General features: G+C 49.2%; 20 protein-coding genes and 2 tRNA genes. 16 read left to right on the plus strand and 6 right to left on the minus strand.

From position 1 onward, the window contains the following. Positions 1-189 precede the first annotated feature (189 nt). The 5 genes from infC (at position 190) to B5F07_RS04810 (ending at position 4,292) form a co-directional block, all read left to right on the plus strand. On the plus strand, positions 190-684 hold the full coding sequence (infC, locus tag B5F07_RS04790) for a translation initiation factor IF-3 (RefSeq protein WP_087160140.1): 495 nt from the start codon (positions 190-192) through the stop codon (positions 682-684). A gap of 63 nt (positions 685-747) precedes the next feature. Further along, entirely contained in the window at positions 748-945 is a 198-nt protein-coding gene (gene rpmI, locus B5F07_RS04795; protein WP_004840820.1) for a 50S ribosomal protein L35, read from the plus strand. Between the two features lie 31 nt (positions 946-976). Next, positions 977-1,333, plus strand: coding sequence for a 50S ribosomal protein L20 (rplT, locus tag B5F07_RS04800; RefSeq protein ID WP_087160141.1), 357 nt, complete (start codon positions 977-979; stop codon positions 1,331-1,333). Between the two features lie 107 nt (positions 1,334-1,440). Then, positions 1,441-2,460, plus strand: coding sequence for a DUF2804 domain-containing protein (locus B5F07_RS04805; protein WP_087160206.1), 1,020 nt, complete (start codon positions 1,441-1,443; stop codon positions 2,458-2,460). A gap of 446 nt (positions 2,461-2,906) precedes the next feature. Further along, on the plus strand, positions 2,907-4,292 hold the full coding sequence (locus tag B5F07_RS04810) for a TrpB-like pyridoxal phosphate-dependent enzyme (protein ID WP_087160142.1): 1,386 nt from the start codon (positions 2,907-2,909) through the stop codon (positions 4,290-4,292). 282 nt (positions 4,293-4,574) lie between these two features. On the opposite strand, the gene B5F07_RS04815 is transcribed toward B5F07_RS04810, so the two are convergent. Continuing rightward, positions 4,575-4,658: transfer RNA gene (locus B5F07_RS04815), tRNA-Leu, on the minus strand. Between the two features lie 176 nt (positions 4,659-4,834). Further along, a tRNA-Leu gene (locus B5F07_RS04820) sits at positions 4,835-4,918 on the minus strand. A 236-nt stretch (positions 4,919-5,154) separates the two neighbouring features. On the opposite strand from B5F07_RS04820, the gene B5F07_RS04825 reads away from it, so the two are divergent. The 7 genes from B5F07_RS04825 (at position 5,155) to B5F07_RS04850 (ending at position 14,119) form a co-directional block, all read left to right on the plus strand. Further along, on the plus strand, positions 5,155-5,796 hold the full coding sequence (locus B5F07_RS04825) for a TetR family transcriptional regulator (RefSeq protein WP_087160143.1): 642 nt from the start codon (positions 5,155-5,157) through the stop codon (positions 5,794-5,796). Positions 5,797-5,956: 160 nt separating this feature from the next. Then, positions 5,957-6,115, plus strand: coding sequence for a hypothetical protein (locus B5F07_RS22795; protein ID WP_204248817.1), 159 nt, complete (start codon positions 5,957-5,959; stop codon positions 6,113-6,115). After that, positions 6,057-7,925, plus strand: coding sequence for an FAD-dependent oxidoreductase (locus B5F07_RS04830; RefSeq protein WP_204248818.1), 1,869 nt, complete (start codon positions 6,057-6,059; stop codon positions 7,923-7,925). Before B5F07_RS22795 ends, B5F07_RS04830 begins: the two co-directional genes overlap by 59 nt. A 250-nt stretch (positions 7,926-8,175) precedes the next feature. Continuing rightward, on the plus strand, positions 8,176-9,375 hold the full coding sequence (locus B5F07_RS04835) for a helix-turn-helix domain-containing protein (RefSeq protein ID WP_087160144.1): 1,200 nt from the start codon (positions 8,176-8,178) through the stop codon (positions 9,373-9,375). Positions 9,376-9,389: 14 nt separating this feature from the next. After that, positions 9,390-10,823, plus strand: coding sequence for a glycoside hydrolase family 1 protein (locus tag B5F07_RS04840; protein ID WP_087160145.1), 1,434 nt, complete (start codon positions 9,390-9,392; stop codon positions 10,821-10,823). Then, positions 10,804-11,703 (plus strand): ROK family protein, encoded by a 900-nt coding sequence (locus tag B5F07_RS04845; RefSeq protein ID WP_087160146.1) that lies wholly within the window; start codon positions 10,804-10,806, stop codon positions 11,701-11,703. Before B5F07_RS04840 ends, B5F07_RS04845 begins: the two co-directional genes overlap by 20 nt. 133 nt (positions 11,704-11,836) lie before the next feature. Then, positions 11,837-14,119, plus strand: a complete 2,283-nt coding sequence (locus B5F07_RS04850; RefSeq protein ID WP_087160147.1) for an alpha-L-rhamnosidase-related protein — start codon at positions 11,837-11,839, stop codon at positions 14,117-14,119. A 24-nt stretch (positions 14,120-14,143) separates the two neighbouring features. On the opposite strand, the gene B5F07_RS04855 is transcribed toward B5F07_RS04850, so the two are convergent. The 4 genes from B5F07_RS04855 to B5F07_RS04870 all read right to left on the minus strand — a co-directional run bounded on the left by B5F07_RS04855 (position 14,144) and on the right by B5F07_RS04870 (position 18,709). After that, positions 14,144-14,953: a response regulator transcription factor gene (locus B5F07_RS04855; protein WP_087160148.1), complete on the minus strand. Its 810-nt coding sequence runs from the start codon at positions 14,951-14,953 to the stop codon at positions 14,144-14,146. Next, positions 14,953-16,593: a sensor histidine kinase gene (locus B5F07_RS04860; protein ID WP_087160149.1), complete on the minus strand. Its 1,641-nt coding sequence runs from the start codon at positions 16,591-16,593 to the stop codon at positions 14,953-14,955. The genes B5F07_RS04855 and B5F07_RS04860 overlap by 1 nt, the downstream gene beginning before the upstream one ends. Positions 16,594-16,655: 62 nt before the next feature. Then, positions 16,656-17,303 (minus strand): YczE/YyaS/YitT family protein, encoded by a 648-nt coding sequence (locus B5F07_RS04865; protein ID WP_087160150.1) that lies wholly within the window; start codon positions 17,301-17,303, stop codon positions 16,656-16,658. Next, positions 17,303-18,709, minus strand: a complete 1,407-nt coding sequence (locus tag B5F07_RS04870) for a 6-phospho-beta-glucosidase (protein WP_087160151.1) — start codon at positions 18,707-18,709, stop codon at positions 17,303-17,305. The genes B5F07_RS04865 and B5F07_RS04870 overlap by 1 nt, the downstream gene beginning before the upstream one ends. A 286-nt stretch (positions 18,710-18,995) precedes the next feature. Between B5F07_RS04870 and B5F07_RS04875 the strand changes: the two genes are divergently transcribed. The 4 genes from B5F07_RS04875 to B5F07_RS04890 all read left to right on the plus strand — a co-directional run bounded on the left by B5F07_RS04875 (position 18,996) and on the right by B5F07_RS04890 (position 23,534). Continuing rightward, a complete protein-coding gene (locus tag B5F07_RS04875) occupies positions 18,996-19,871 on the plus strand; it encodes a MurR/RpiR family transcriptional regulator (protein WP_087160152.1) in 876 nt (291 codons plus the stop codon). Between the two features lie 197 nt (positions 19,872-20,068). Next, positions 20,069-21,628, plus strand: coding sequence for an ABC transporter substrate-binding protein (locus B5F07_RS04880; protein WP_087160153.1), 1,560 nt, complete (start codon positions 20,069-20,071; stop codon positions 21,626-21,628). Between the two features lie 75 nt (positions 21,629-21,703). After that, on the plus strand, positions 21,704-22,624 hold the full coding sequence (locus B5F07_RS04885) for an ABC transporter permease (RefSeq protein WP_087160154.1): 921 nt from the start codon (positions 21,704-21,706) through the stop codon (positions 22,622-22,624). Positions 22,625-22,640: 16 nt separating this feature from the next. Beyond that, positions 22,641-23,534 (plus strand): carbohydrate ABC transporter permease, encoded by an 894-nt coding sequence (locus B5F07_RS04890; RefSeq protein WP_087160155.1) that lies wholly within the window; start codon positions 22,641-22,643, stop codon positions 23,532-23,534. Positions 23,535-23,536 lie beyond the last annotated feature (2 nt).

Here is a 23,536-nt window from a genome sequence, read left to right on the forward strand (position 1 = left end):
CCACTCTCACCATAGCACAATCGCGTGACTACTGGTTCGATATTTTTAAGTTTGACGGATTCCGGGTTCTTTTACGGAAAGCGTTGCTAATTGTGTCGGGTGGATATGATATTCACTCGTTTTTTTGTGTCTTCGCATAGGACCTGAGGGAAATTCATTTGACGGAGGTATACTACAATTAGCGATTTAATGATTAACGAGCAGATCAGAGACAAAGAGATCCGTCTGATCAGCGAGGATGGGGAACAGTTAGGCATCATGTCTGCCAGAGAGGCAATGAAGATTGCCCAGGAAGCGGAGCTTGATCTTGTAAAGATCGCACCGATGGCCAAACCGCCGGTCTGCAAGATCATTGATTACGGTAAGTTCAAGTACGAGCAGACCAGAAAAGAAAAAGAGGCGAAGAAAAAGCAGAAGACTGTTGAAATCAAGGAAGTACGCCTGTCACCGAATATCGATACGAATGACCTTAACACCAAGGTGAATAATGCCAAGAAGTTCATCACCAAGGGGAATAAGGTTAAGGTAACGCTGCGTTTCCGCGGCCGTGAGATGGCGCATGTGCAGCAGAGTAAACATATTCTTGACGATTTCGCAAAGATGCTTGAGGACATCGCCGTAGTGGAAAAACCTGCAAAGCTTGAAGGCAGGAATATGAGCATGGTTTTAACTGAAAAACGTTAAAAAATAATATATATTCCGGGATGAATATCCTGAAAAGGCAGCACAATAAAGGAGGAAATTATCATGCCAAAAATCAAAACAAATAGAGCGGCAGCAAAACGCTTCAAAAAAACAGGTACAGGAAAGCTGAAAAGAAATAAAGCTTACAAGAGCCATATCTTAACAAAGAAGTCTACGAAGAGAAAAAGAAATCTCAGACAGGCTACGATTACAGATGCTACCAATGTAAAGAATATGAAGAAGGTTTTACCATATCTGTAAGATTTGGAAGTTGATGAAGGAGGATTAAGAAATGGCAAGAATCAAAGGCGGAATGAACGCTAAGAAGAAACATAACAGAACACTGAAACTGGCGAAAGGATACAGAGGAGCACGTTCCAAACAGTACAGAGTTGCAAAACAGTCTGTAATGAGAGCTCTTACATCTGCATACGCAGGAAGAAAGCAGCGCAAACGTCAGATGAGACAGCTGTGGATCGCACGTATCAACGCTGCAGCAAGAATGAACGGCCTTTCCTACAGCAAATTTATGCACGGCCTGAAGCTGGCAAATGTTGACATCAACAGAAAGATGCTTGCAGAACTTGCTGTAAACGACAAAGAAGGATTCGCAACACTTGCAGCTCTTGCAAAAGAGAAGGTTGCGTAGTATTATAGAGACAGGAAGCCCGGTCCCGGTTGGGATCCGGGCTGTTTTCTTATCTGAGTGACTTACGGGGAAGAAACAGTCCCGAAAACGACAGGGGAGTGGTTGCCATGAGAAATCATGAAGTGACGGCGGTTCAGCCGCTGCTGAATTCGGAAGGAAGGATACAGGAACCGGGGTGGGCGAGGACGCCGGTGTGGACCTATGACAGAAGCATGATAAAAGCGCCCGCCTTCCGGATTAAAGAATGGGATTACTATCTGGTGATGAATCAGGATTACGGGGCGGCATTTACAATATCGGACCTGGGCTATGCGGGACTTCTGTCCGTGTCTCTGCTGAATTTCCGGGAGGGATGGGAACACACGGAAACCATAGTGACAGCCCTGCCCATGGGCAGGATGAAGCTCCATCCTTCTTCCGAGGAAGGAAATACATCTTTCCGGGATAAAAGACTCAGACTGGAGTTTGGCACGGAGCGGGAGAGAAGGACGATTTCCTGTGATTTTAAGGATTTTTATGAGGGAAAGCCGTTCTACTGTGAGATCACACTGGAGCAGCCGGATATGGACAGCCTGGTGATCGCCACACCATGGCAGGAGGGGAAGGCTTTCTACTACAACCGGAAGATCAACTGTATGCCAGCGGAAGGATATATGTCCTATGACAATGTGACATACTGGTTCGAGCCGAAACATGATTATGGTACGCTGGACTGGGGACGTGGCGTATGGACCTACGACAACACCTGGTACTGGAGTTCGGGAAACGGCACGGTAGGCGGAAGACCCTTCGGCTTTAATCTGGGATACGGGTTCGGCGACACAACCGCTGCCACGGAGAATATTCTGTTCTATGACGGAAAAGGGCATAAACTGGATGACGTGACATTTCACATCCCGGAGGACGACTACATGAAGCCCTGGAAATTCTCCTCCAGTGACGGAAGATTTGAGATGGATTTCGTCCCGGTGCTCGACCGGTCCGCTTCCATGAAAGTTCTGTGCATCTCCACGGAACAGCACCAGGTATTCGGAAGGATGAGCGGGAGAGCAGTGCTGGACGACGGGAGATTTATCGAACTGAAGGATTTCATGTGTTTTGCGGAGAAGGTGCATAACCGGTATTAAGCAGGTTTAAGCGGGTATTAAAACAGGTATTGAAAAAGGGGTTGACACCATCAGATTAATGTGGTAAAGTTCCTTTAAACCGATGAGGAAGAGCAAGTAACTTCGATGTGCTTCTTTACAGAGAACTGCAGGCGGTGGAATTGCAGTATGACAGGCGCGGGGTGAATGGGCTTCTGAGGGCGAACTGAACAGGGGTGCCGGAAAAGGATGACCTGGATTATTATTTTCAGGAAAGGCAGCCAAGTAGGAAAGCCGGAGATTTAACTCCGTTAACAAAGAAAGCATATGTTTGTATGCGTGAGAGGATGTATAAAATTACATCAAGCCGGGTGGCACCGCAGGAGTTTGAAATTTTACGCTCTTGTCCCTGCATTTTATTTGCGAGGGACAGGAGCTTTTTTAATGGCCTGCGAACTTCTCTCGCGTAAGTAGAAAGGAGAAGAAAAATGAGTGAACAGAAAATCCCGTACAAAATCTATCTGGAAGAAAGTGAGATGCCGAAAGAATGGTACAACGTCCGGGCGGATATGAAGAATAAGCCCGCGCCGCTTCTCAATCCGGCGACATTAAAGCCTATGACCGCCGAGGAGCTTGGCGTTGTATTCTGCGAGGAACTGGTAAAGCAGGAACTTGACAATGACAACCGCTACATTGAGATCCCCCAGAAAATCCGGGACTTCTATAAGATGTACCGTCCGTCTCCGCTTGTGAGGGCTTACTGTCTGGAGGAGAAGCTGCAGACTCCGGCAAAGATCTATTATAAATTTGAAGGAAATAATACCAGCGGAAGTCATAAGCTGAATTCTGCTATTGCCCAGGCTTACTACGCAAAAGATCAGGGACTCAAAGGTGTTACGACAGAGACCGGGGCAGGGCAGTGGGGAACCGCTCTTTCCATGGCATGCGCGTATCTGGATCTTGACTGCAAAGTATATATGGTGAAATGCTCCTACGAGCAGAAACCTTTCCGCCGTGAGGTGATGCGCACTTACGGTGCAAGCGTGACACCGTCACCGTCGGATACAACGGAAGTGGGAAGAAAGATCCTGGCAGAGCATCCGGGAACATCCGGAAGCCTGGGATGCGCGATTTCCGAGGCTGTGGAAGTGGCTACCCATACAGAGGGGTACAGATATGTGCTTGGAAGCGTTCTGAATCAGGTGCTCCTTCACCAGTCTGTGATCGGTGTTGAGACGAAAATCGCCATGGATAAATACGGAATCAAGCCGGACATCATCATCGGATGCGCAGGCGGCGGTTCCAACCTCGGCGGACTGATCTCCCCGTTTATGGGCGAGAAGCTCAGAGGCGAGGCTGATTATGAGTTTATCGCAGTGGAACCGGCGTCCTGCCCGAGCCTGACACGAGGCGTGTATGCATATGATTTCTGCGATACGGGAATGGTCTGCCCGCTGGCGAAGATGTATACTCTGGGAAGCGGTTTTATCCCTTCCGCAAACCACGCCGGGGGCCTGCGCTATCACGGTATGAGTTCCACACTTTCACAGCTTTATCACGACGGGTACATGGAAGCCAGATCAGTAGAGCAGACGGCTGTGTTTGAAGCGGCAGAGCAGTTCGCGAGAGTGGAGGGGATTCTTCCCGCTCCGGAGAGCAGCCACGCGATCAAGGTTGCTATTGACGAGGCTCTCAGGTGTAAAGAAACAGGGGAAGAGAAGACGATCCTTTTCGGACTGACAGGAACCGGATATTTCGATATGTATGCATACGAAGCGTTCAACGATGGAAGAATGACGGATTATATCCCCACAGACGAGGATCTCAAAGCCGGATTTGACGGGATCCCCAGATTCCCGGGAAATATGGAGTAAGTATAAGCAATAGGAGAAATGAGGGCGGCGGGGATGCAAAGCCATAATTAACTGACAGAAAGAAGGAGCAGCATAAAAACAAAGGTTTTCAGCTGCTCCTTCTTTCTGTCAAAAAGGGATCAAATCAGATCCTTAAACAGTTCCAGATTCGAAGCCGACAGAGGAAGTTCCCCGGACTGTTCTTTTTTCAGGCTCCATAAATTGCACATCTCATATTAAAGCCTCCTCTGATAAAAAAAACTGAAACCCAAGAAATACAAGGGTTCCAGCAATTATTATAAATGCGGAAGATGGGACTTGAACCCACACGACACGAATGTCACAAGATCCTTAGTCTTGCTCGTCTGCCAGTTCCGACACTTCCGCAACTCATTATTCGTAGTCAACTGGTCTCCCGCGCTGACCACAAGTGATATAATACACGTTTCCTGTTAAAATGTCAACACTTTTTTTCTTTTATTTTTAACCGGAATCGTGCGGAGGATTATATCAGTAAAATAGAAAAAGCAAATCCTGCAACCACAGAATTTGCTGTTCTATAATGCGGAAGATGGGACTTGAACCCACACGACACGAATGTCACAAGATCCTTAGTCTTGCTCGTCTGCCAGTTCCGACACTTCCGCACAAGTCTTATGTAAGACACCATTATATAATACATCTTTGACCAGAATCTGTCAATAATTTTTTGAAAAAAATTCCAAAAAAATTCCGGAAAATTTTCTGACTCCCAACGGAAAATAAAACAATCAGTACCCAATATTGATACGCTGCTGATAAACATATTTACAATACGGCTCAGGATTCACTATAATAGAGAAATAGATTAGGAGAGACAGAGCAGAGAAAGAGAGGAAAAACGATGTCCAGAGGTTCAGTTCAGCTTACCGAAGCAAGAAAATCAGAAATTATTGAGGCATGCTCCAGGCTTTACAGGGAGAAAAGTTTTAAGGAGATCAAACTGCAGGATATTGCGGATGCAACGACGCTTACAAGAACAGCGTTATATAAATATTACAGGACAAAGGAAGAAATATTTCTCGGCCTGCTCCAGAGAGAGTATGAAAAATGGAACGAAAGCCTCCTGGCGATTCTGAATGAAAATGACAGCCTGACAAAGGAAGAGCTTGCCAGGGCGGTTTCCCGCTCTCTGGAAGAGAGGATCCAGCTTTTAAAGATCATGTCGATGAATAATTTTGAACTGGAAGAACAGAGCAGGTTTGAGAGAGTAGTAGAGTATAAAAAGGCACTGGGAGATTCGATGAAGATCATGAGGCGGATTCTCGACAAATTCTGCGCGGACTTGAGCGAAGAGCAGAAGGAAAAATTTATTTACACCTTCTTCCCCTTCACCTTCGGGCTTTACCCCTATACGAATTTAAATGAAAAAGCGGTAAAGGCCATGGAAGAGGCAGATGTGGGATTTCATTATTATTCGATATACCAGCTGTCCTATGACTGCATTACAGCGCTTTTAAACGGAGGATTTCCAGGAGAAAGTTAAGTCTGTTTTTGATCGTGCTCTTAAGAACTTTATTTTTTATGCTTTTTATCGCTTCTGTATTTCTGGTTTCTGTATTTTTTCTTCTTTTATATTGACACAATGTCACTTTAGAGTTATTCTTTGATTAGTGACATCATGTCAATATAGAAGGAGGAATACAATGATGAAACAGTACGAGTATCTCAACAGTCCGATGAAACTTGGAAACACAGTCCTCAGAAACCGTTTTGTGGTCGCTCCGATGGGCGTGGGATTCATCTATGAGCCTGACCGGGGAGATCAACACAAAGGGGCTGGAATATTACGAGAGAAGAGCTAAGGGCGGATTCGGTCTTATCTATTCCGGGTCGTTTAACTCGGACAGCACCGTGGATGCTGACAATCCGCTGGCGGCAAATCCGCTGAAAAGTCCCTCATTATTCGTAAAAACGTCTCTTGAGCTGACCAGAAGGGTTCATATATACGGGACAAAGATCATTGCCCAGGTGACAATGGGACTTGGGAGAAATTATCCGGGCTATCTGGCGCCGAGCGCCCTGCCTGTTTACAATTTCCCGGATCAGACGTCCCCGGTCCTGACCGTGGAACAGATCCATGAAAAAGAGCGTCTTATGATCGAGGCGGCGAAACTGTGCAAACAGGGCGGATACGACGGATTTGAAATCCATGCGATGCACTGGGGATATCTGCTGGATGAATTTTCCATGAGCATCACGAATCATCGGACGGATGAATATGGCGGAACACTGGAAAACAGAATCCGTATCGCAAAAGAACTGATCGAAGGGATAAAAAATGCCTGTGGAAGTGATTTTATCGTGACGATCCGTCTGGGACTGAAAGCCTTCATGAAAGATTTCAATGAGGCAAGCTTTGACGGCAGTGAGGAAAAGGGCAGGGATATCGATGAGGCGGTTGAGATCGCAAAACTGCTGGAGTCCTATGGACTGGACGGCCTGTCTGTTGACACAGGCGTATATGATTCCTTCTATTACGCATGTCCTCCGATGTATGTACCATCCGGGTTCGCGATCGATCTGGCAGCCCGGGTGAAACAGGAAGTAAAGATTCCGGTTATGCTTGGAGGGCGTATGGCGGATATCGATCTTGACGAGGAGGCTGTAAGAGACGGAAAGATTGATGCGGTCGTTCTTGGCAGACCGTCTCTCGCGGACCCGGATCTCCCGAAAAAAGTAGAAATGGGCATGCCGGAGCGGATCCGCCCATGCATCGCATGCAATCAGGGATGCATGTACCGTCTGCTGGAGCAGGGAGTGGATTCTTACTGTGCAGTGAATCCGGAGCTTGGCAAGAGCGTAGACTATCTGCCGCAGCCTGCCCTGGAAAAGAAAAATGTGATCGTTGTCGGCGGCGGAGTCGCGGGGATGGAAGCGGCGAGAACACTGACCAGGAGAGGGCATAAAGTTGTCCTGTACGAAGCAAACAGTGAGCTTGGCGGGAATCTGATCCCGGCAGGGGCTCATGAATTCAAAAATGATATCCACAGGCTGAATGCCTGGTATCAGCAGGAACTTGAGCGTCTGCAGGTAGAAATACATACCGGAAGGAAAATATCTGCCGGGGAAATCACAGAGGTGCATCCGGATGCCGTTATCCTTGCTGTCGGTTCGGTGCCTGTGACTCCGAAAGTGGAGGGAATCGAAAAGGCGGTCGGCTGTCTGGATATTTTGAGTGGGAAAGCAGAGCTGGGAGAAAAAGTTGTCGTTGTCGGCGGCGGTCTGGTCGGCTGTGAGATCGCATACGATCTATCCATGAAGAAGAAAGACGTGACAGTTGTGGAAGGTCTGGATCACATTCTGAACGGTCCCGTTCCTTCTATAAATAAACAGTTTTTACTTGATGCATTCAAGTATTACGGGACGAAGGTAAAAACAGGGACCATGCTCTCGAAAGTAACGGATGAAGGCGTCTTTGTAACCGGAGAAAACGGAGAGATGTTCCTGGAAGCAGATACGGTTGTTATTGCAGTTGGTTTCCGTCCCGTGCCATCCATGGCAAGAGAGCTTTACGGACACGGAATCGAGGTCTATGAAGTGGGCGACGGAAAAGAGGTCGGGGATATTTACACTTCCATCGGCTCTGCCTTTGAAGTGGCAAGGGAGATCTGAGGCATCCGGTGCAACAGCATTACAATAAGAGAAGTGGTGATAAAAGAAAAACAGAGCGAGCGGGGCGCTGCAGGCCGATTACTGCAGCGCCCCGCCCGCTCTGTTTTCTGCTTTTCTGTTTTATGAATTTGGACAAGATGAGACTAAAAAGAACAAAATAATTATACATAACGCCTCAACAACCTGTTAAAATGATTACAAAGTTGAATTTTGCAGAAGACAATTTTTTTACAACGGAAGTGAGGTTACAATGAAAAACAGATACCAGCTGGAACGGCTGTCTCTTTTGCTGAGGACAGAAATATTCTGCTGTACGGACGGCGTTCCGGAGGAATACCATACAAGCCCGGAGTTCAATCCGATCCGCGATAACCGGATTTTCCGCGAAAAGCTGATCACCCTGGCAAAGGAACAGGACGTCCCGCTTCTGTATCAGGACGCCTGGCAGACAGTTTGTGCCTGTATCCGTGAAGGAAACGGAACATTCATTCTCGCCGGACCTTTCGCCCTGGAAAATATGGATGAGGTGGAGCTGCGCCGGTATTACAGAGAATACGGGATGAAATCCGGGAACGGAAGACAGATCCCGGTCATGACGCTTTCCATGATCATAGCGGCGGTACAGATGATGGCATATGAGATCCTGAGGAAAGACTTCCCGGAGAAGGATCTTCTGGAAGCAAATCATCTGGCAGGAGAATCCGACGAAGAGGTGGAAAAAGAGCAGATCCTTTTTGAAATCCGGGAGGATGAGAAGGAGCGCTATCACCATACCTACCAGGAAGAGCGCAGGCTTCTTGACTGTGTGAGAGAGGGAAGGACGGAGGAGGCAGTCCGCTATTCCAGTGAACTGGATATCGGTGTAGGGCGTCTGGGACGCCGGGATCTTACCCACTGGACCAATACGGTAGTGGCTGCAGTCACGCTGTGCGTCCGGGCCGCCATTGAAGGAGGATTAAGTCCGGCAGAAGCGTACAAGATCAGTGATTTCTATATCCAGAAAACAGAAGAGTGCCGTAAAGTCTCAGACCTTCTGGAAATCCGGAACCGGGCGGTGCAGGATCTGACGGAGAGGGTCAGAAGAAAACGGGAGAACGGCAAACATTCCAATTACATTGAAAGATGTATGGACTATATCAGCAAGCACTATAAAGAAAAAATCTATCTGAAAGACATGGCGGACAGCCTGGGGATCAGCAGCACGTATCTGTCCAGGATCTTTTCCCGCGAGACGGGAATGCAGCTGCAGGATTATATCAATCAGTTTAAGGTGGAGCGGGCGGCGAATCTCCTGATCTACTCGGAGGAGACGATCGCCTATATCAGCGAGTATGTGAACTTTCCGTCGCAGAGTTATTTTGGAAAAATGTTCCGGAAATATAAGCATATGACGCCGAGAGAATACCGGGAGCGGTTCAAACCGGCGGAGTTTAATTCAAAGGATGAATAAGGAGGAAGAAAACGATGTTTCCGAAGAATTTTTTATGGGGCGGCGCTGTGGCTGCCAATCAGTGTGAAGGCGCATATCTGGAAGATGGCAAAGGTCTTTCCATCCAGGACGTTCTTCCAAAAGGAGTGAAAGGCGCAAGGACAGAAAAGCCGACTCCGGATAATTTAAAGTTGGAGGGAATCGATTTTTACCACAGATATAAAGAGGATATCAAACTTTTTGCAGAGATGGGATTCAAGGTATTCCGCACTTCGATTGCCTGGAGCCGGATATTCCCCAACGGGGATGAGGAGGAGCCCAATGAGGCGGGGCTTGCATTCTACGACAGTCTGTTTGACGAGTGCCTGAAATACGGGATACAGCCCCTTGTGACGATCTCCCACTACGAGACGCCTCTTCATCTGGCGGAAGCCTACGACGGGTGGCTGGACCGCAGACTGATCGGATTCTACGAGCGGTATGTGAGAACCATATTTGCCAGATATAAGGACAAGGTGAAATACTGGCTGACCTTTAATGAGATCAACTCCATCCTGAACTCCCCGTTCATGAGCGGCGGCATCAATACGCCGAAGGAGCAGCTTACGGATTCGCAGTTATACCAGGCGATCCACCACGAGCTGGTGGCAAGCGCGCTGGCTACAAAGATCGGACATGAGATCAATCCGGAGTTCCGGATCGGGTGCATGATCTTAAGCATGCCGGTATACCCTCTGTCACCGGATCCGTCAGATGTGATCAAAGCGATGGAGGAGGAACATAAAAATTCCGTATTCACGGATGTCCATGTGCGGGGGGAATATCCCGGCTATGTGAAGCGCTATTTCCGGGAGCACGGGATCGAGCTTGATATTACGGATGAGGACAGGGAAATCCTGAAAAATACGGTGGATTTCATTTCCTTCAGTTATTATGTCAGCGTCTGCGCGACGGCAGATCCGGCGAAAAATATCCGGGGAGAGGGAAATCTCCTCGGCGGTGTTCCCAACCCCACATTGAAAGCAAGTGAATGGGGATGGCAGATCGACCCGAAGGGACTCAGGTATGTATTGAACCAGCTCTGGGACAAGTACCAGAAGCCTCTGTTTATCGTGGAAAACGGACTGGGCGCGGCAGATACTCTTGTGCCGGACGGAAAGGGAAGTTTTACCGTGGAGGATGACTACCGGATCGAATATATGAGAGACCATCTGCGCCAGGTGGAGGAAGCCATCGAGGACGGGGTGGACGTGATCGGCTATACCTCATGGGGATGCATCGACCTGGTCAGCGCATCCACGGCGGAGATGAGAAAACGCTACGGCTTTATCTATGTGGACCGGAACAATGACGGCACAGGGACACTTGCACGTTACAGGAAGAAGAGTTTCCGGTGGTACAAGTCTGTCATTGAGAGTAACGGGGAGAGTCTGAAGGAGGGAAAGGCAGATGAAATATCTGGTCATTGATGTAGGCGGGACGTTTACAAAATATGCGGTCATGGATGAACAGTGCAATTTCTATAAAAAAGATAAAACGCCGACCATCCAGGACAGCGAGGAGCGTTTCCTTGAGATGATCGTAAAGCTCTATGAGGAGAACAAAGATGAAGTGAGCGGGATTGCCATAAGCTCCGCCGGGGTGATCGACAGTGATGCGGGATACATGTATACAAGCGGATCCCTGCACTGCGTCAGCAACCTGGCTGTGGCGGAAAGACTGGGAGAGTTGTGTCATGTCCCTGTTACAGTAGAGAATGACGCGAAAAGTGCGGCGCTTGCGGAAGTGTGGAAAGGTGCTCTTGCTGACTGCCGGAACGGGATCGTGGTGATCATCGGAACCGCTGTCGGGGGCGCAGTGATCTATGACCGGAAAGTTGTGCGTGGAAGCAACTGTATGGCAGGGGAATTCAGTTATGTCCTGACCGAGAGCAGCGACGCGTTAAATCCCGCGAAAACGCTTGCGAAGACAGGCGGTGTGCCGGCACTGATCCATGTGGTGTCGGAGAAGAAGCATATTCCGGAGGAAAGTTTAAGCGGAGAGAAGATTTTTGCCATGGCAGATGCAGGGGATGAGGAGGTACTTAGCTGTATCCGGGATTATGCCTGCCGGCTTGCCGTGCTGATCAATAACTGCCAGTTTATCTTTGATCCGGAGCGCATCGCAGTGGGCGGCGGAGTCAGCGCCCAGCCTCTTCTGATCGGAATGATCCGGGAAGAACTTGGCAGGATCAGCGGGATCTATCCCTACGAGACGCCGGTACCGGAAGTGACGACCTGCCGGTTCTTTAACGACTCAAACCTGATCGGAGCGCTGTATGTCCATCTGCAGAAAAAAGCATGCAGATGATCAGGCATCTTCGCATCATAATGAATAAAATATAGCGAAAAAATGTACCGGAAAGCCAGAAACTGGTTTTCCATAATGGCTGTTTGCTGATAGAATCAATAACAGAATACTTTGGACGAAGGAGGACGTTCCGATGAATCAAGATTTTTTCAGGACAAACTGGATCTGGATGCAGGACGAAATTCATGACGAACGGGAGTATCCCTGCATCGTATATTTCCGCAAAGAATTTAACGACGCCGGGAAGATCCGCATATCCGCCAACTGCCGCTACAAGCTGTACATCAACGACGTATTTGTGCAGGAAGGCCCCCAGAAGGGGAACGCAGAGACTGCTTATGCGGATTCTGCCGACTTGGGTAAATATGTAAGAAAGGGAGAAAAGAACACGGCAGCCGTGGAGGTGCTGTATTATCCGGAAGATCCGGCCCGAAGAAACGACAGTCTGTATTACAGCCAGTATCCCTGCCTTTATATCGAAGATCTGGGAGATGCGGTGGAAAAGGCACTGAACGGAAAAGAAGGATGGCGGTATACCATGGCGTCCCATATCGGAATCACCGGGGAACCTTTCAACCCGGCGCCTATTCACGGGGAAGAGCGGGTTCATGCGCGGGCGGATCTGGCAGGCTGGATGGAGTCCGGCTATGACGACAGCTCCTGGCAGGAGGCAAAGCCCTATAATTTCCTTCAGGTGAACAAGCCTGTTGCGCCCTTCAATATGGAGGAGCGGACGATTCCGCCAATGCGGCACGAATCCTGCAGATTTGAGGGCGTAGTCTGTGTGCGGGAATCGTCTGCCCAGACGGCGGATTCTTTAAAGGAGCAGTGGGAGAAGATGCTCTCCGGAACGGGAACTGTAGAAATCCCTGCAAATACGACCCAGATCGTGGAGATCTCAGCCGGAGAAGAAATGTGCGGATATCCTGCATTTATCATGGCAGGGGGAAAGGAAGCAGAGATTACGTTCCTCTGCTCGGAGTGTTACGGAGTGCCGCAGCCGGACGTGGTGACGCCGAGCGGGGCAAGGAAGCTCCCGCCCCTGAAAGGAGACCGTACAGATTATGTACACGGCGTTCTTGAGGGTACGACTGACGTCTATTACGCAGCAGGATACGGTACGAAGGAGAAACCGGAGAAATATACTCCGTTTCTGTTCCGCACATTCCGTTATATCCAGGTGAAGATCACCACAAAGGATCAGGGCATGTCCCTGCTTGGCTATGATTATCTGTCCACCGGGTATCCGCTTGAGGTAAAGACGCACCTTGAGACGTCCGACGAGTCGCTGAACAGGATCTGGGATATTTCCATGCGCTCTCTGAAACGGTGTATGCACGAGACGTATGTGGACTGTCCTTTCTATGAGCAGCTCCAGTATACCATGGATTCCCGTGCGGAGATCCTCTTTACTTACGCAGTGTCGGGGGATGACCGCCTGGCGCGCCAGTGTATGGATTCGTTCCGGAAAACACAGAGAAGCGACGGAATCCTGCAGGCGAGCGCTCCGGCGGTGGGGGTCAATGTGATCCCAGGGTTTTCCATTTTCTATATCCTTATGGTACATGATCACATGATGTATTTCGGAGACAAGGCACTGGTGCGTGAACATTTTGCCTGTGTGGACCGTGTTCTGGAATTTTTCCATAACCATCTGACAGAGAAAGGTCTGGTGGGAAGCGTGGGCGGCGTGCTGTTCCGTCACAAATACTGGTCATTCATTGACTGGTGCCCGGAGTGGAATGAATCGGTCGGGGTTCCGGCAGCAGCTTTACAGGGCGACGGTTCCATAACCATGGAGAGTCTGCTTTACCTCTGCGGACTGCTGAGAGCGGCGGAGCTGGCAGAGTACATCGGCAGGGAAGGTGTGGCAGAAGAGTACCGGGAACGCGCGGAAAAGGTAAGAGCAGCGGTTCAGGCATACTGTACCGGAAAGGACGGCCTGATCCAGGATGGACCCGGACTGGAGCTTTACAGCACGCACTGCCAGGTATGGGCTGCACTGACCGATACCGTTTCTGAGGAGCAGGGAAGGAAAAACCTGGAACGGACGTTTGGAACAGAGGGCATTCCCCAGTGTTCGGTGTCCATGAGTTTTTATCTTCTGGAGGCGTTCAGGAAAACCGGGATGCTGGAAAAGGCGGATCAGATGTGGGAGCCGTGGCGCTGGATGGTGAAGAACAACATGACCACCTGCGCGGAGAATTTTACCGATCAGAGAAGCGACTGCCACGCCTGGGGAGCATTGGCGCTGTACGCACTCCCGGCGGTCTATCTGGGGATCCGTCCTGTGAAACCGGGATTTGCAGAATACGAGAAGAAAACAGATCTGGGACATCTCTCCTGGATCCGCGGCGAGATCGTAACGCCAAGGGGAATTCTGCGGATAGATGAGAGCAGAGCAGACGAAAAATAAGAAAAGAGCACAGACCCTCCGGGATCATGATTCCGGGTGCCTGTGCTCTTTTACATACTGGGACGGCGTCATGCCGTAGTATTTTTTAAATACCGTGGAGAAATAGGGATAGTTGCTGTATCCGATCTGCCAGGAGATGTCGGCAGCAGGCTTGTCAGTGGTAAGGAACAGGGTGGAGGCAAGCTCCATCCGCTCCTTTATGATCCACTGATTAATGCTGTATCCTTTCTCCTTCTTAAAGATACGGTTCAGGTAGATCGGGTTTAGATAAACACTTCCGGCGATATCGTTGACGCTTAAGGTGCTGTCACCGATATGGTCCAGAATGTAATTGACACATTTCTCCGCGATCTCCGCCGGGGTGGAGCGGGTGTTTCCTTCTTCCTCCTCGGCGGACGCCGTCTGGATCTGGTTGGCAAGCCAGTTCTTTCCGTAGTCCTGGAGACGTTTTTCCTCCAGATGCTGCTGCCTGCGCAGACAGACTTTCTGCACCGCCTTCGCGATATCCTCGTATTTCGCCGGAAGGGTGATGTAGTCCTGGCAACCAAGGGAGAGCCCTTCCCGGGCATATTCAAAATCTGCATGGCAGGTCAGAAGGACGCAGTCGATATCGTAGCCGTTATCCTGGATCCAGTGGATCAGGGAGAGTCCGTTTTCGTCAGGCATCTCAATGTCGGAGAGCAGGATATCGATATGGTTTGCCTGAATGACCTCTCTTGCCTGCAGAGCGCTGAATGCGGTAAATACGCCGTCAATACCGTACTCTTCCCAGTGGATGTCGGACGCCATGGTCTGCGCCTCGATGGCGATGTCATTTACGATCAGCAGCTTCATCAGTATTCCTCCTCCAGATTGTATGGTATGGTAATCGTAAAAGTGGTGCCTACATTGATTTCCGAGTCACAGACAACCGAAACATTGTCCCCGTAATAATAGCGCAGACGCCAGATGGAATTCTTGATGCCCACATTCTTTCCGTCTTCCACGGAATACTGTTCCAGAGATTCCAGTTCGTTGATGGAGCGGACGGCTTCCTCGTCCATGCCTTTCCCATCGTCTGAAATGTAAAAAGTCACCACCCCATCCTCATACTCGCCGGAGAAAACGATATGTACTTTCCGGTCCGGCAGCAGGGCGTGGGCAATAATATTTTCCATAAAACTGTGGAGTACCAGGGGTGGCACCCGCATCACATCCAGGATCGGCTCCAACTGATAGGAAACTTCAAAAGAGACGGGATAATAGATCTTTGTGATGTTCATGTAATCTTCGATCAGTTTCCGCTCCTTTGAGAAAAGCTGCAGGTCCCCGACGCTGCGGAAGAGGTAGCGGAAATAGTCGGAGAGGAACAGCACCATTTCCTGAGCGTTTTCCCGGTGTCCGCTCTGAATCAGCGTGTAGAGCACGTTGAAGGAGTTCAGGAGAAAATGGGGACGGATCTGCAGCTGCAGGAAATCGATCTGGAGCTGCTTGTTGGAGAGCTCCTTGTCCAGCACCTCTTTCTGGAGCTTCTGAAGGGAGGACGCCATCTTGTTGAAACTCTCGTATGCCGCGCCAAACTCCATGGAATTGGCAGGCTCCGTGATCCGGTAGTCGTCGTTGCCCTGCCGAAGCTGCAGCTGGGCAAAGTTCAGGCGGGTCAGCGGCGTTGCAACGTAGCGTTTCATCAGCTGGTACAGGCAGGGAATCAGCGCCAGATACAGGATGAAAAACAAAATGACAGCAGCAGGCAGCACGCCGGGGCTGCTGTTCAAATCTCTGGATGAGATGGCGGCGGTCAGATAGATGCCGTCCTCGATTTCCCGGCTGAAATAGTGCGTCGTCAGCGTGGATTCCTGCGGTGAAGTCTCGAAAGATAATTCCAGAGACTTATAGCTGGATAACGTGCCATACTGTTCCATAAAGTCATTCAGGTCTATGGCGGCGCCATAATAAACTCCCAGAGCAGAATTATAAATGACACGTACCATCTGGGTGTGATCTTCCGGCAAAAACCACTGGGAACCGTACCGGTCCAGATTTTCAATATATGTATAGTAAGGACGTGTGCCGGAAGTAGCAGCAGTATAATTGGGAACCGGAATATAATCATCACGGTCCGGCACGTAAATGAAGAATGTATCCGCCACGTTGGAGATGCGTATCTGTGATGTCAGGGAATCCACAAGCTGATGGCGGAAAATCAGATACCGGGAATCGTCCCGGGCGCTGCAGAGCGAGGTAAGGGTTGGATTATCCGTCGCAAGATCATAAAAAACAGTGTGCGTATTATAAACTTTGCTGTCCAGCGTAGTTGCCTGGGATTCCAGCGTATATCGGATCACCGTTTCGGCACTTTTTATAGAATTCTGATAGGAAACTACGGATACGACAATGCCGATTATGTTGAAGGGAAGCACCAGAATCAGCAGGATAATAAGTGCTTTTGCCATCAGGGAACTTCTGTTGATCTCAAAAGGCAGTCTGAGTTTCATTTATAATCATCTCCAATCGTCTCCGGAAATATTTTTCGCTTACCGTTTACTGAAATATTTTATCATATGCCGGCAGGTTTTGAAAGTTTAAAATCTATGGCCTGGAACAGGGAGATGAACCGCCCGATCAGAAGTGCGGACAACAGTGTTCCGATCCCGATCCCGATAGTCCGACCGCAGATGATCCATCCGAGTACCGCTGCCACGACCACCATACTGATATCGAAAATATTCCGGATCAGCCCCAGCGGTTTCCCGACATATTCTGCGAGAGTACGGACCAGCCCGTCAGGAGGATTCAAAATAAGATTTCCGGCTGTCATAAGATAGGTCCCCAGGGCAGTGAGCAGGATCGCTGCGGAGAGAGTGAGCAGCTTCAGAACCGGGGAAGAGGGGGCGAATTCCAGAAGAGCGTCATAGATATTCAGGACGACTCCGAACACGAAAGAAAAGGGCAGCTGCAAAAAGGCTTTCAGGTCTGCTTTCCGGGTAAGGATGCACTGAATCCCGATGAAGAGAAAGTAGAGAACCACAGTTGTGGTTCCCAGACTTACTCCCAGAATCTCCGCAGCAGTATAGGGAAGCGTGTTGATGGCGCCGACGCCGAGGGTGGACTTGGTGTTCAGGATGATCCCTGCGGCAAGGATGTTCATTCCCACAAAGGAGAGCAGGCATTTTGTTTTCATGCTCATACTTTTCTGATCTTCCATTATGCCAGATCCTCCCCGTTCGTCGCGATAACTTTCTGATACCAGAAGAAAGAGTCCTTCTTCATGCGGTTGAGGGTTCCGGCACCCGTGTCATCTTTATCGACATAAATGAACCCGTAGCGCTTCTTCATCTCTCCCGTCGAAGCGCTGATCAGGTCGATGCAGCCCCAGGGCGTGTATCCCATCAGATCTACGCCGTCGATTTCTACAGCATCCTTCATGGCCTGAATGTGTCTGCGCAGATAGTCGATGCGGTAGTCGTCATGGATCTTGCCGTCCGAAGCGATCTGATCCACAGCGCCCATGCCGTTTTCCACGATAAACAGAGGAATCTGATAGCGGTCATAAAGTTCGTTGAGAGTCAGGCGCAGTCCGAGGGGATCGATCTGCCATCCCCACTGTGTGGATTCGAGAAGCGGATTCCTGCCCCCGGCAAAGATATTCCCTTCCACCTGTTCGAGACCCTTGCCCTCGATAGAAGAAAAGTAATAGCTGAAGCCGATGTAATCGACTGTCCCGTTTTTCAGGATCTCCTCATCTCCGGGTTCCATTGCAGGGCAGGCATTGTATTTTTTCCACAGGTCCCGGCAGGTATTCGTATAGCGCCCGCGCACCTGGACATCGCCATAATAATAGGTGAAACGCATCTTATCATGTCTTGCGATCTGGTCTTCCGGCGCACAGGTGGCGGCGTAAGTCTGGGGATAGAGCAGCATGCAGCCGATCTGGAATTCCGGGTTGATCCTGTGGCCTGCTGCAACGGCAGCGGCTGACGCCACGAGCATGTGATGGGACGCCTGGAATGCTGTCTGCCATCGGTCTTCGGAGTCGGAGTAAACGATTCCTGCCTGATGCCAGGGGCGCGGACTTGCCAGAGTTGCGTTGATCTCGTTAAATGTCATCCAGTATTTTACTTTGTCTTTATATCGCTCAAACACTGTCTCGCAGTAATGGAGGAAAAAGCCCACAAGCTTCCGGTTCCTCCAGGACCCGTATTTCTGCACCAGATACAGGGGAGTCTCATAGTGGGACAGAGTGACCACCGGTTCGATATTGTTTTTCCGGAGTTCATCAAATACACGGTCGTAAAACGCAAGCCCTTCCTCATTGGGCTCTGTCTCATCGCCGTTCGGGAAGATCCTGGACCAGGAGATGGACAGGCGGAAGCACCGGAATCCCATCTCTTTAAAGAGTGCAATGTCTTCTTTGTATCTGTGATAGAAATCAACTGCCGTGTGGGACGGGTAGTAAACTCCGTCCAGAACGGAATCATCGATCTGCCTGGTTTTCCCGTAGCAGGCGCCCCGCTCTACGTCATTGATGCTCAGACCCCGCCCGCCCTCGCGGTAGCCTCCTTCATACTGGTTGGCAGCAGTGGCGCCGCCCCATAAAAAATCCTTTCTCATAAATTATCATGCTCCTTTCTTTATCTGGCATCTGCTTTCTTTTTATCCGGTCTGCGTTTTGGCAGCCGGTCGTTTTTTGGGAATATTGCTGTGCCAGATAAAATTATAAATGAAAGGAACTGTGCATTTCCATGGTCCGGCCTCATCTTTAAACAGCGTTTACAACTTCCCTGAAAAAAACGGGATATTTATTAAATGATGTATATGTTATGATAGAGGAAGGTTTAATTAGAAGGTTTATTACACGAAGAAAGTTTATTATGAGAGAATTACGAGAGGTGATCATATGCTTATTATGCAGAAAATGGAAAGTATCCATATGTCGGAAAACGAAAAACATATCCGGGATTATATTCTGGACCACAGGGACGAGGCTGTGAACCTTACCGTGCGGGAACTGGCGGATAAGATCTATGTCTCTCCGGCAAGCCTGGTTGTGTTTGCAAAGAAACTGGGGTTTTCCGGATGGAATGAATTCAGGCAGTCTTTTGGTGAGGAACAGACGTATCTGGACAGCCATTTCCACGATATTGATGCAAATGTACCCTTTACCGGGACGGATAATATTATGAAGATTGCCAACAAGATTGCCGTGCTGCAGCAGGAGACGATCTCGGACACACTTTCGCTGATTCGCCAGGACCGGCTGCAGCGGGTGCTCCAGATCTTAAAGAAAACGGAAATCCTGTATATGTACGGGACAAGCATGTCTTATATGGCTGCCCAGGAATTTGCCTATTCCATGAAGCGGATCGGAAAGCCGGTGGAATACTGTGAGCTGCAGGCAGAACAGCTTTTCCAGGCCAGGGCAGTGCGCCAGGGCAGCAGTGCGATGGTGATTTCCTATACCGGAGAGACGCCCCATGCGGCGGAGGTATGCCATATATTGAAGAAGAAAAAAATCCCCATCATGGCGGTTACCGGGATCGGGGAGAATACGGTAAGACAATACAGCGATGTATGTCTTGATATCAGCACCCGGGAAAACGTACATTCCAAAATCAGCACATTTTCCACCAGACAGAGTATCCACACGATTCTTGATATTATCTACAGCTGCTTTTTTGCCCTGTCGTACGAGGAAAATTATCAGACGGTGATAGAGACAAACCGGGCGGTGGAGCGCAACCGGTTTTCCACGAACAGCCGGATCAATAAATAAGCGGAGAAATTCTGAATAATCGATTTTTCTTTTCAGATTCAGAAGATTCAGAAGTTTCAGATTTATAAATTTCAGATGCAAAAGTTTAAAATTCAAAAGTCAGAGGTTTTAAATCTGAATGGTCTAAAAGAATCCGGACGGCTATAATAAAGACATCTTAAGGAGATCACAAGAGATCAGGAAAAAGGAGGATAATCATGAAAAGGAAAATCGTATCACTTATGTTAGTATCGGCAATGGTATTCGGACTGACAGCCTGCAGCGGCGGCGGAGACAGTGAAGGCGGAAACAGCGGAGGCGGTGGAGAAGGAGAAGAACCTTACAATATCGTTATGCAGGTTCCGACCTGGGGACAGGAGTACTCGGGACTTGCCGATGTAGAGGCTGCAATCAATGCCATCATTGAACCGGAGATCAACGCAACAGTGACTCTGGAACCCATCGCAGCCTGGGACATTCCCAATACATCCACACTGCAGATTACCTCCGGCGAAAAGCTGGATCTGCTCTGTATCGAATCAATGGGAAGCAACATGGATTCCATTTCCAATTATGTAAATGTGAACGGGCTGACAGAGCTTAATGATATTTATGATGAGTATGGAAAGGATATTCAGTCCTGCCTCGGCAATCTTATCGATATCGGATACATGGGCGAGACGTTGTATGCAGTTCCGGCTAATTATTACGCAGGCGGAGGCTACTGCTTTGCAGCGATTACTTCTGAGCTGGAAGCGCTCGGCTTCTCCTTTGACGAGAATCAGATCTATACACTGGAAGACGTGGAGGAAGTTCTGGCGGCTTATCAGGAGTCTAAAGGTTCCGGATATTATGCGATTGCAGGTTTTGCAGATGGACCGCTTGTCACAAATCTCGTGCCGACAGACGATCTGGGCGACCCGGCGATAGGTTCTCTGATGAACGGAGGCCTTGACAATACAACCGTTGTAAACCGTTTCGCGACGGATGAGTACAGAGAGGCCTACGAGAGAATCCGGGGTTGGAATCAGGCAGGTTACATAAACCCGGATGTCATTTCCATTACAGACACATGGCCAACACTTCTTGCATCCGGCCAGTATTTAGGCGCTTTTATGTATGTACAAAGCAACGGACTGGAAGGAATTCCGCAGAATGAGAAAACAGTGGGACAGGATCTGACAGTGATCCGCTTCTTCCCGGACTATGCGACGACTACGAAAGCGGCTTATGCGCTGTGGGCGATCCCGGTGACAAGTGAAAACCCGGAAAAAGTCATGGAGTTCCTCAACATTCTCTATCAGGACAGGGAACTTTCTGAAAATGTCAGCTGGCTGCTCTCCGCCGGAATTGAAGGGGAAAGCTATGAAATTGTTGAGACGCTGGACGATGGCAGGATTATCATCGATTACCCGGAAGGACTGGATGCTGCGACAGTACCGTATACCGGTTCAGGTCCGATCTATGGCGATGCGCTTTCTGCACCGAAGTATGTGCCGGTAGATGCTGAGATGTTTGACGAGATTGTTGCATATAATGATACTTCCATCGAATACTCCAAGGCGTTTGGCTATACATTCGACTCGTCTGAGTATTCCAACCAGATCTCTGCGATCAATAATGTGATTGAGACTTACGGGGCACAGCTTGGTTTTGGAATGGTAGACGTGGATACGGTGCTTCCGCAGTTTATCTCAGAGCTTGAGGCAGCAGGTATCAACGACGTAATTGCGGCAAACCAGGAGCAGCTTGACGCATGGCTTGCAGCACAGGAGTAATCAGTAAAATCATCATGATGAGGGCGGTCCGCCGGGGCCGCCTTCTGAATACCCGAACCGGGAAGGACGGAAAATATGAAGACAAAGAGAAAGAGTAATAAAATCGTACGCTGCCTTCCGTTTTATGTGATGGCGCTTCCGGGAATCGCGTACCTGATCTGCAACAATTTCATGCCGCTTTACGGAATGCTCCTTGCGTTCAAGAAGCTGGATGTCCGGAAAGGCATTTTCGGGAGTGAGTGGGTGGGACTGAAAAACTTTGAGTTCCTCTTCAGTTCCAATACAGCGTTCAAGATCATCCGAAATACAATCGGTTATAACCTGGTATTTCTCATCGTCGGAACGGCTATTGCAGTTGCCCTTGCCATTCTCTTAAACGAGGTCCGGCTGAAAGGATTTAAGAAATTTTATCAGAGCATGCTGCTCATTCCTTACCTGATCAGCTGGGTTCTGGCAAGCTATCTGGCATATGCTTTTCTGGCGCAGGACGTGGGACTGATCAACAGCATCCTGAACTTCTTCGGACTTCCGGATGTGGCATGGTATACAAGCAAACAGTACTGGCCGGTCATCCTGTTCATTGTTTATATCTGGAAGAATGTAGGCTATATGCTGATCATCTATTATTCCAGTATCGTCAGCATCAGCGCGGATTATTTCGAGGCGGCGACGATTGACGGCGCGACGAAGTGGCAGCAGATCCGTTTTATCACCCTGCCGCTGATCAAATCTACCGTAGTAACTATGACGATCCTTATGCTGGGACGTATCGCAAACTCAGATTTCGGTCTGTTCTACCAGATCCCGAGAAACTCCGGAGCCCTTTACGACACAACCCAGACCATCGATGTATATGTATATAATGCCCTGATGAACAACAACGACTTCGGAATGTCTGCGGCAGCAGCCGTATTCCAGTCAGTAGTCGGATTTATCTTTATCATGGCTGCCAACGGTGTTGTAAGAAAGATCAGCAAGAGAGACGCGCTGTTCTAAGTGAGGAGGAAAGATTATGAAGACAAGAGACGCCTTTAAATGGCAGGTTATATCACATGTTGTCCTGATGTTCTTTGCACTGTGTGCACTGATTCCGTTTATCCTCCTTGTAGCTGCGTCGTTCAGCGACGAGGTCGCGGTTATGACACAGGGGTATTCCATTATCCCGAAAGAGTTCAGCCTGGATGCCTATACCTATATTGCAACCAGATGGGCGGATATCGGCAGAAGTTATCTGATGACGATCCTTGTTACCCTGATCGGCACCGGCGTCAGCATGATTATTACAAGTATGTTCGCATATACGCTGTCCATGGACTTTGTTCCGGGCGTTAAGATTCTGAACTTCCTGTGTATCTTCACTATGCTGTTTTCCGGCGGTGTGGTAGGAAGCTACTATATCTGGAGTAATGTGTTCCACATCCGTGATACGATCTGGGGGCTGATTCTTCCGAACCTGATGATGAATGCATTCAACGTTATTCTGGTAAAGAACTATTATGTCAACAGCATTCCCGCATCTCTGCGTGAGGCGGCAAGAATCGACGGATGCAGCGAGATTGGAATCTTCTGGAAAATCGCCATGCCTCTGTCCATACCGATCAACGCAACAATCGGTCTGATGACAGGGCTTGCCTACTGGAATGACTGGACAAACGGTCTGTACTATCTGACAGAAAGAAACGGAAGCCAGTACTACACGATCCAGCTTCTGTTAAACAGGATCAGTGAAAATATCCAGTGGCTGTCCACTGCAGCCCAGGGCGCAGGAGTGACGACGGCGAACATCCCGACGACCACATCCCGTATGGCGATCGGTGTAATCGGTCTTATCCCGGTGCTGATTGTATATCCGTTCCTGCAGAAGTACTTTGTAAAAGGTATCACCGTAGGTGCGGTAAAAGAATGATT

This window comes from Lachnoclostridium sp. An169, assembly GCF_002160525.1.
Taxonomy (GTDB): Bacteria; Bacillota; Clostridia; order Lachnospirales; family Lachnospiraceae; genus Mediterraneibacter; species Mediterraneibacter cottocaccae.

Bases quoted from the DNA above. Each gene is read 5' to 3' on its own strand.
- B5F07_RS04810 (WP_087160142.1), top strand. From the start codon at position 2,907: ATGAGTGAACAGAAAATCCCGTACAAAATCTATCTGGAAGAAAGTGAG.
- B5F07_RS04845 (WP_087160146.1), top strand. From the start codon at position 10,804: ATGAAATATCTGGTCATTGATGTAGGCGGGACGTTTACAAAATATGCG.
- B5F07_RS22795 (WP_204248817.1), top strand. From the start codon at position 5,957: ATGATGAAACAGTACGAGTATCTCAACAGTCCGATGAAACTTGGAAAC.
- B5F07_RS04875 (WP_087160152.1), top strand. From the start codon at position 18,996: ATGCTTATTATGCAGAAAATGGAAAGTATCCATATGTCGGAAAACGAA.
- B5F07_RS04890 (WP_087160155.1), top strand. From the start codon at position 22,641: ATGAAGACAAGAGACGCCTTTAAATGGCAGGTTATATCACATGTTGTC.
- B5F07_RS04830 (WP_204248818.1), top strand. From the start codon at position 6,057: ATGAGCCTGACCGGGGAGATCAACACAAAGGGGCTGGAATATTACGAG.
- B5F07_RS04880 (WP_087160153.1), top strand. From the start codon at position 20,069: ATGAAAAGGAAAATCGTATCACTTATGTTAGTATCGGCAATGGTATTC.
- B5F07_RS04885 (WP_087160154.1), top strand. From the start codon at position 21,704: ATGAAGACAAAGAGAAAGAGTAATAAAATCGTACGCTGCCTTCCGTTT.
- rpmI (WP_004840820.1), top strand. From the start codon at position 748: ATGCCAAAAATCAAAACAAATAGAGCGGCAGCAAAACGCTTCAAAAAA.
- infC (WP_087160140.1), top strand. From the start codon at position 190: ATGATTAACGAGCAGATCAGAGACAAAGAGATCCGTCTGATCAGCGAG.
- B5F07_RS04865 (WP_087160150.1), bottom strand. From the start codon at position 17,303: ATGGAAGATCAGAAAAGTATGAGCATGAAAACAAAATGCCTGCTCTCC.
- B5F07_RS04805 (WP_087160206.1), top strand. From the start codon at position 1,441: ATGAGAAATCATGAAGTGACGGCGGTTCAGCCGCTGCTGAATTCGGAA.
- B5F07_RS04825 (WP_087160143.1), top strand. From the start codon at position 5,155: ATGTCCAGAGGTTCAGTTCAGCTTACCGAAGCAAGAAAATCAGAAATT.
- B5F07_RS04840 (WP_087160145.1), top strand. From the start codon at position 9,390: ATGTTTCCGAAGAATTTTTTATGGGGCGGCGCTGTGGCTGCCAATCAG.
- B5F07_RS04860 (WP_087160149.1), bottom strand. From the start codon at position 16,593: ATGAAACTCAGACTGCCTTTTGAGATCAACAGAAGTTCCCTGATGGCA.
- B5F07_RS04835 (WP_087160144.1), top strand. From the start codon at position 8,176: ATGAAAAACAGATACCAGCTGGAACGGCTGTCTCTTTTGCTGAGGACA.
- B5F07_RS04850 (WP_087160147.1), top strand. From the start codon at position 11,837: ATGAATCAAGATTTTTTCAGGACAAACTGGATCTGGATGCAGGACGAA.
- B5F07_RS04870 (WP_087160151.1), bottom strand. From the start codon at position 18,709: ATGAGAAAGGATTTTTTATGGGGCGGCGCCACTGCTGCCAACCAGTAT.
- B5F07_RS04855 (WP_087160148.1), bottom strand. From the start codon at position 14,953: ATGAAGCTGCTGATCGTAAATGACATCGCCATCGAGGCGCAGACCATG.
- rplT (WP_087160141.1), top strand. From the start codon at position 977: ATGGCAAGAATCAAAGGCGGAATGAACGCTAAGAAGAAACATAACAGA.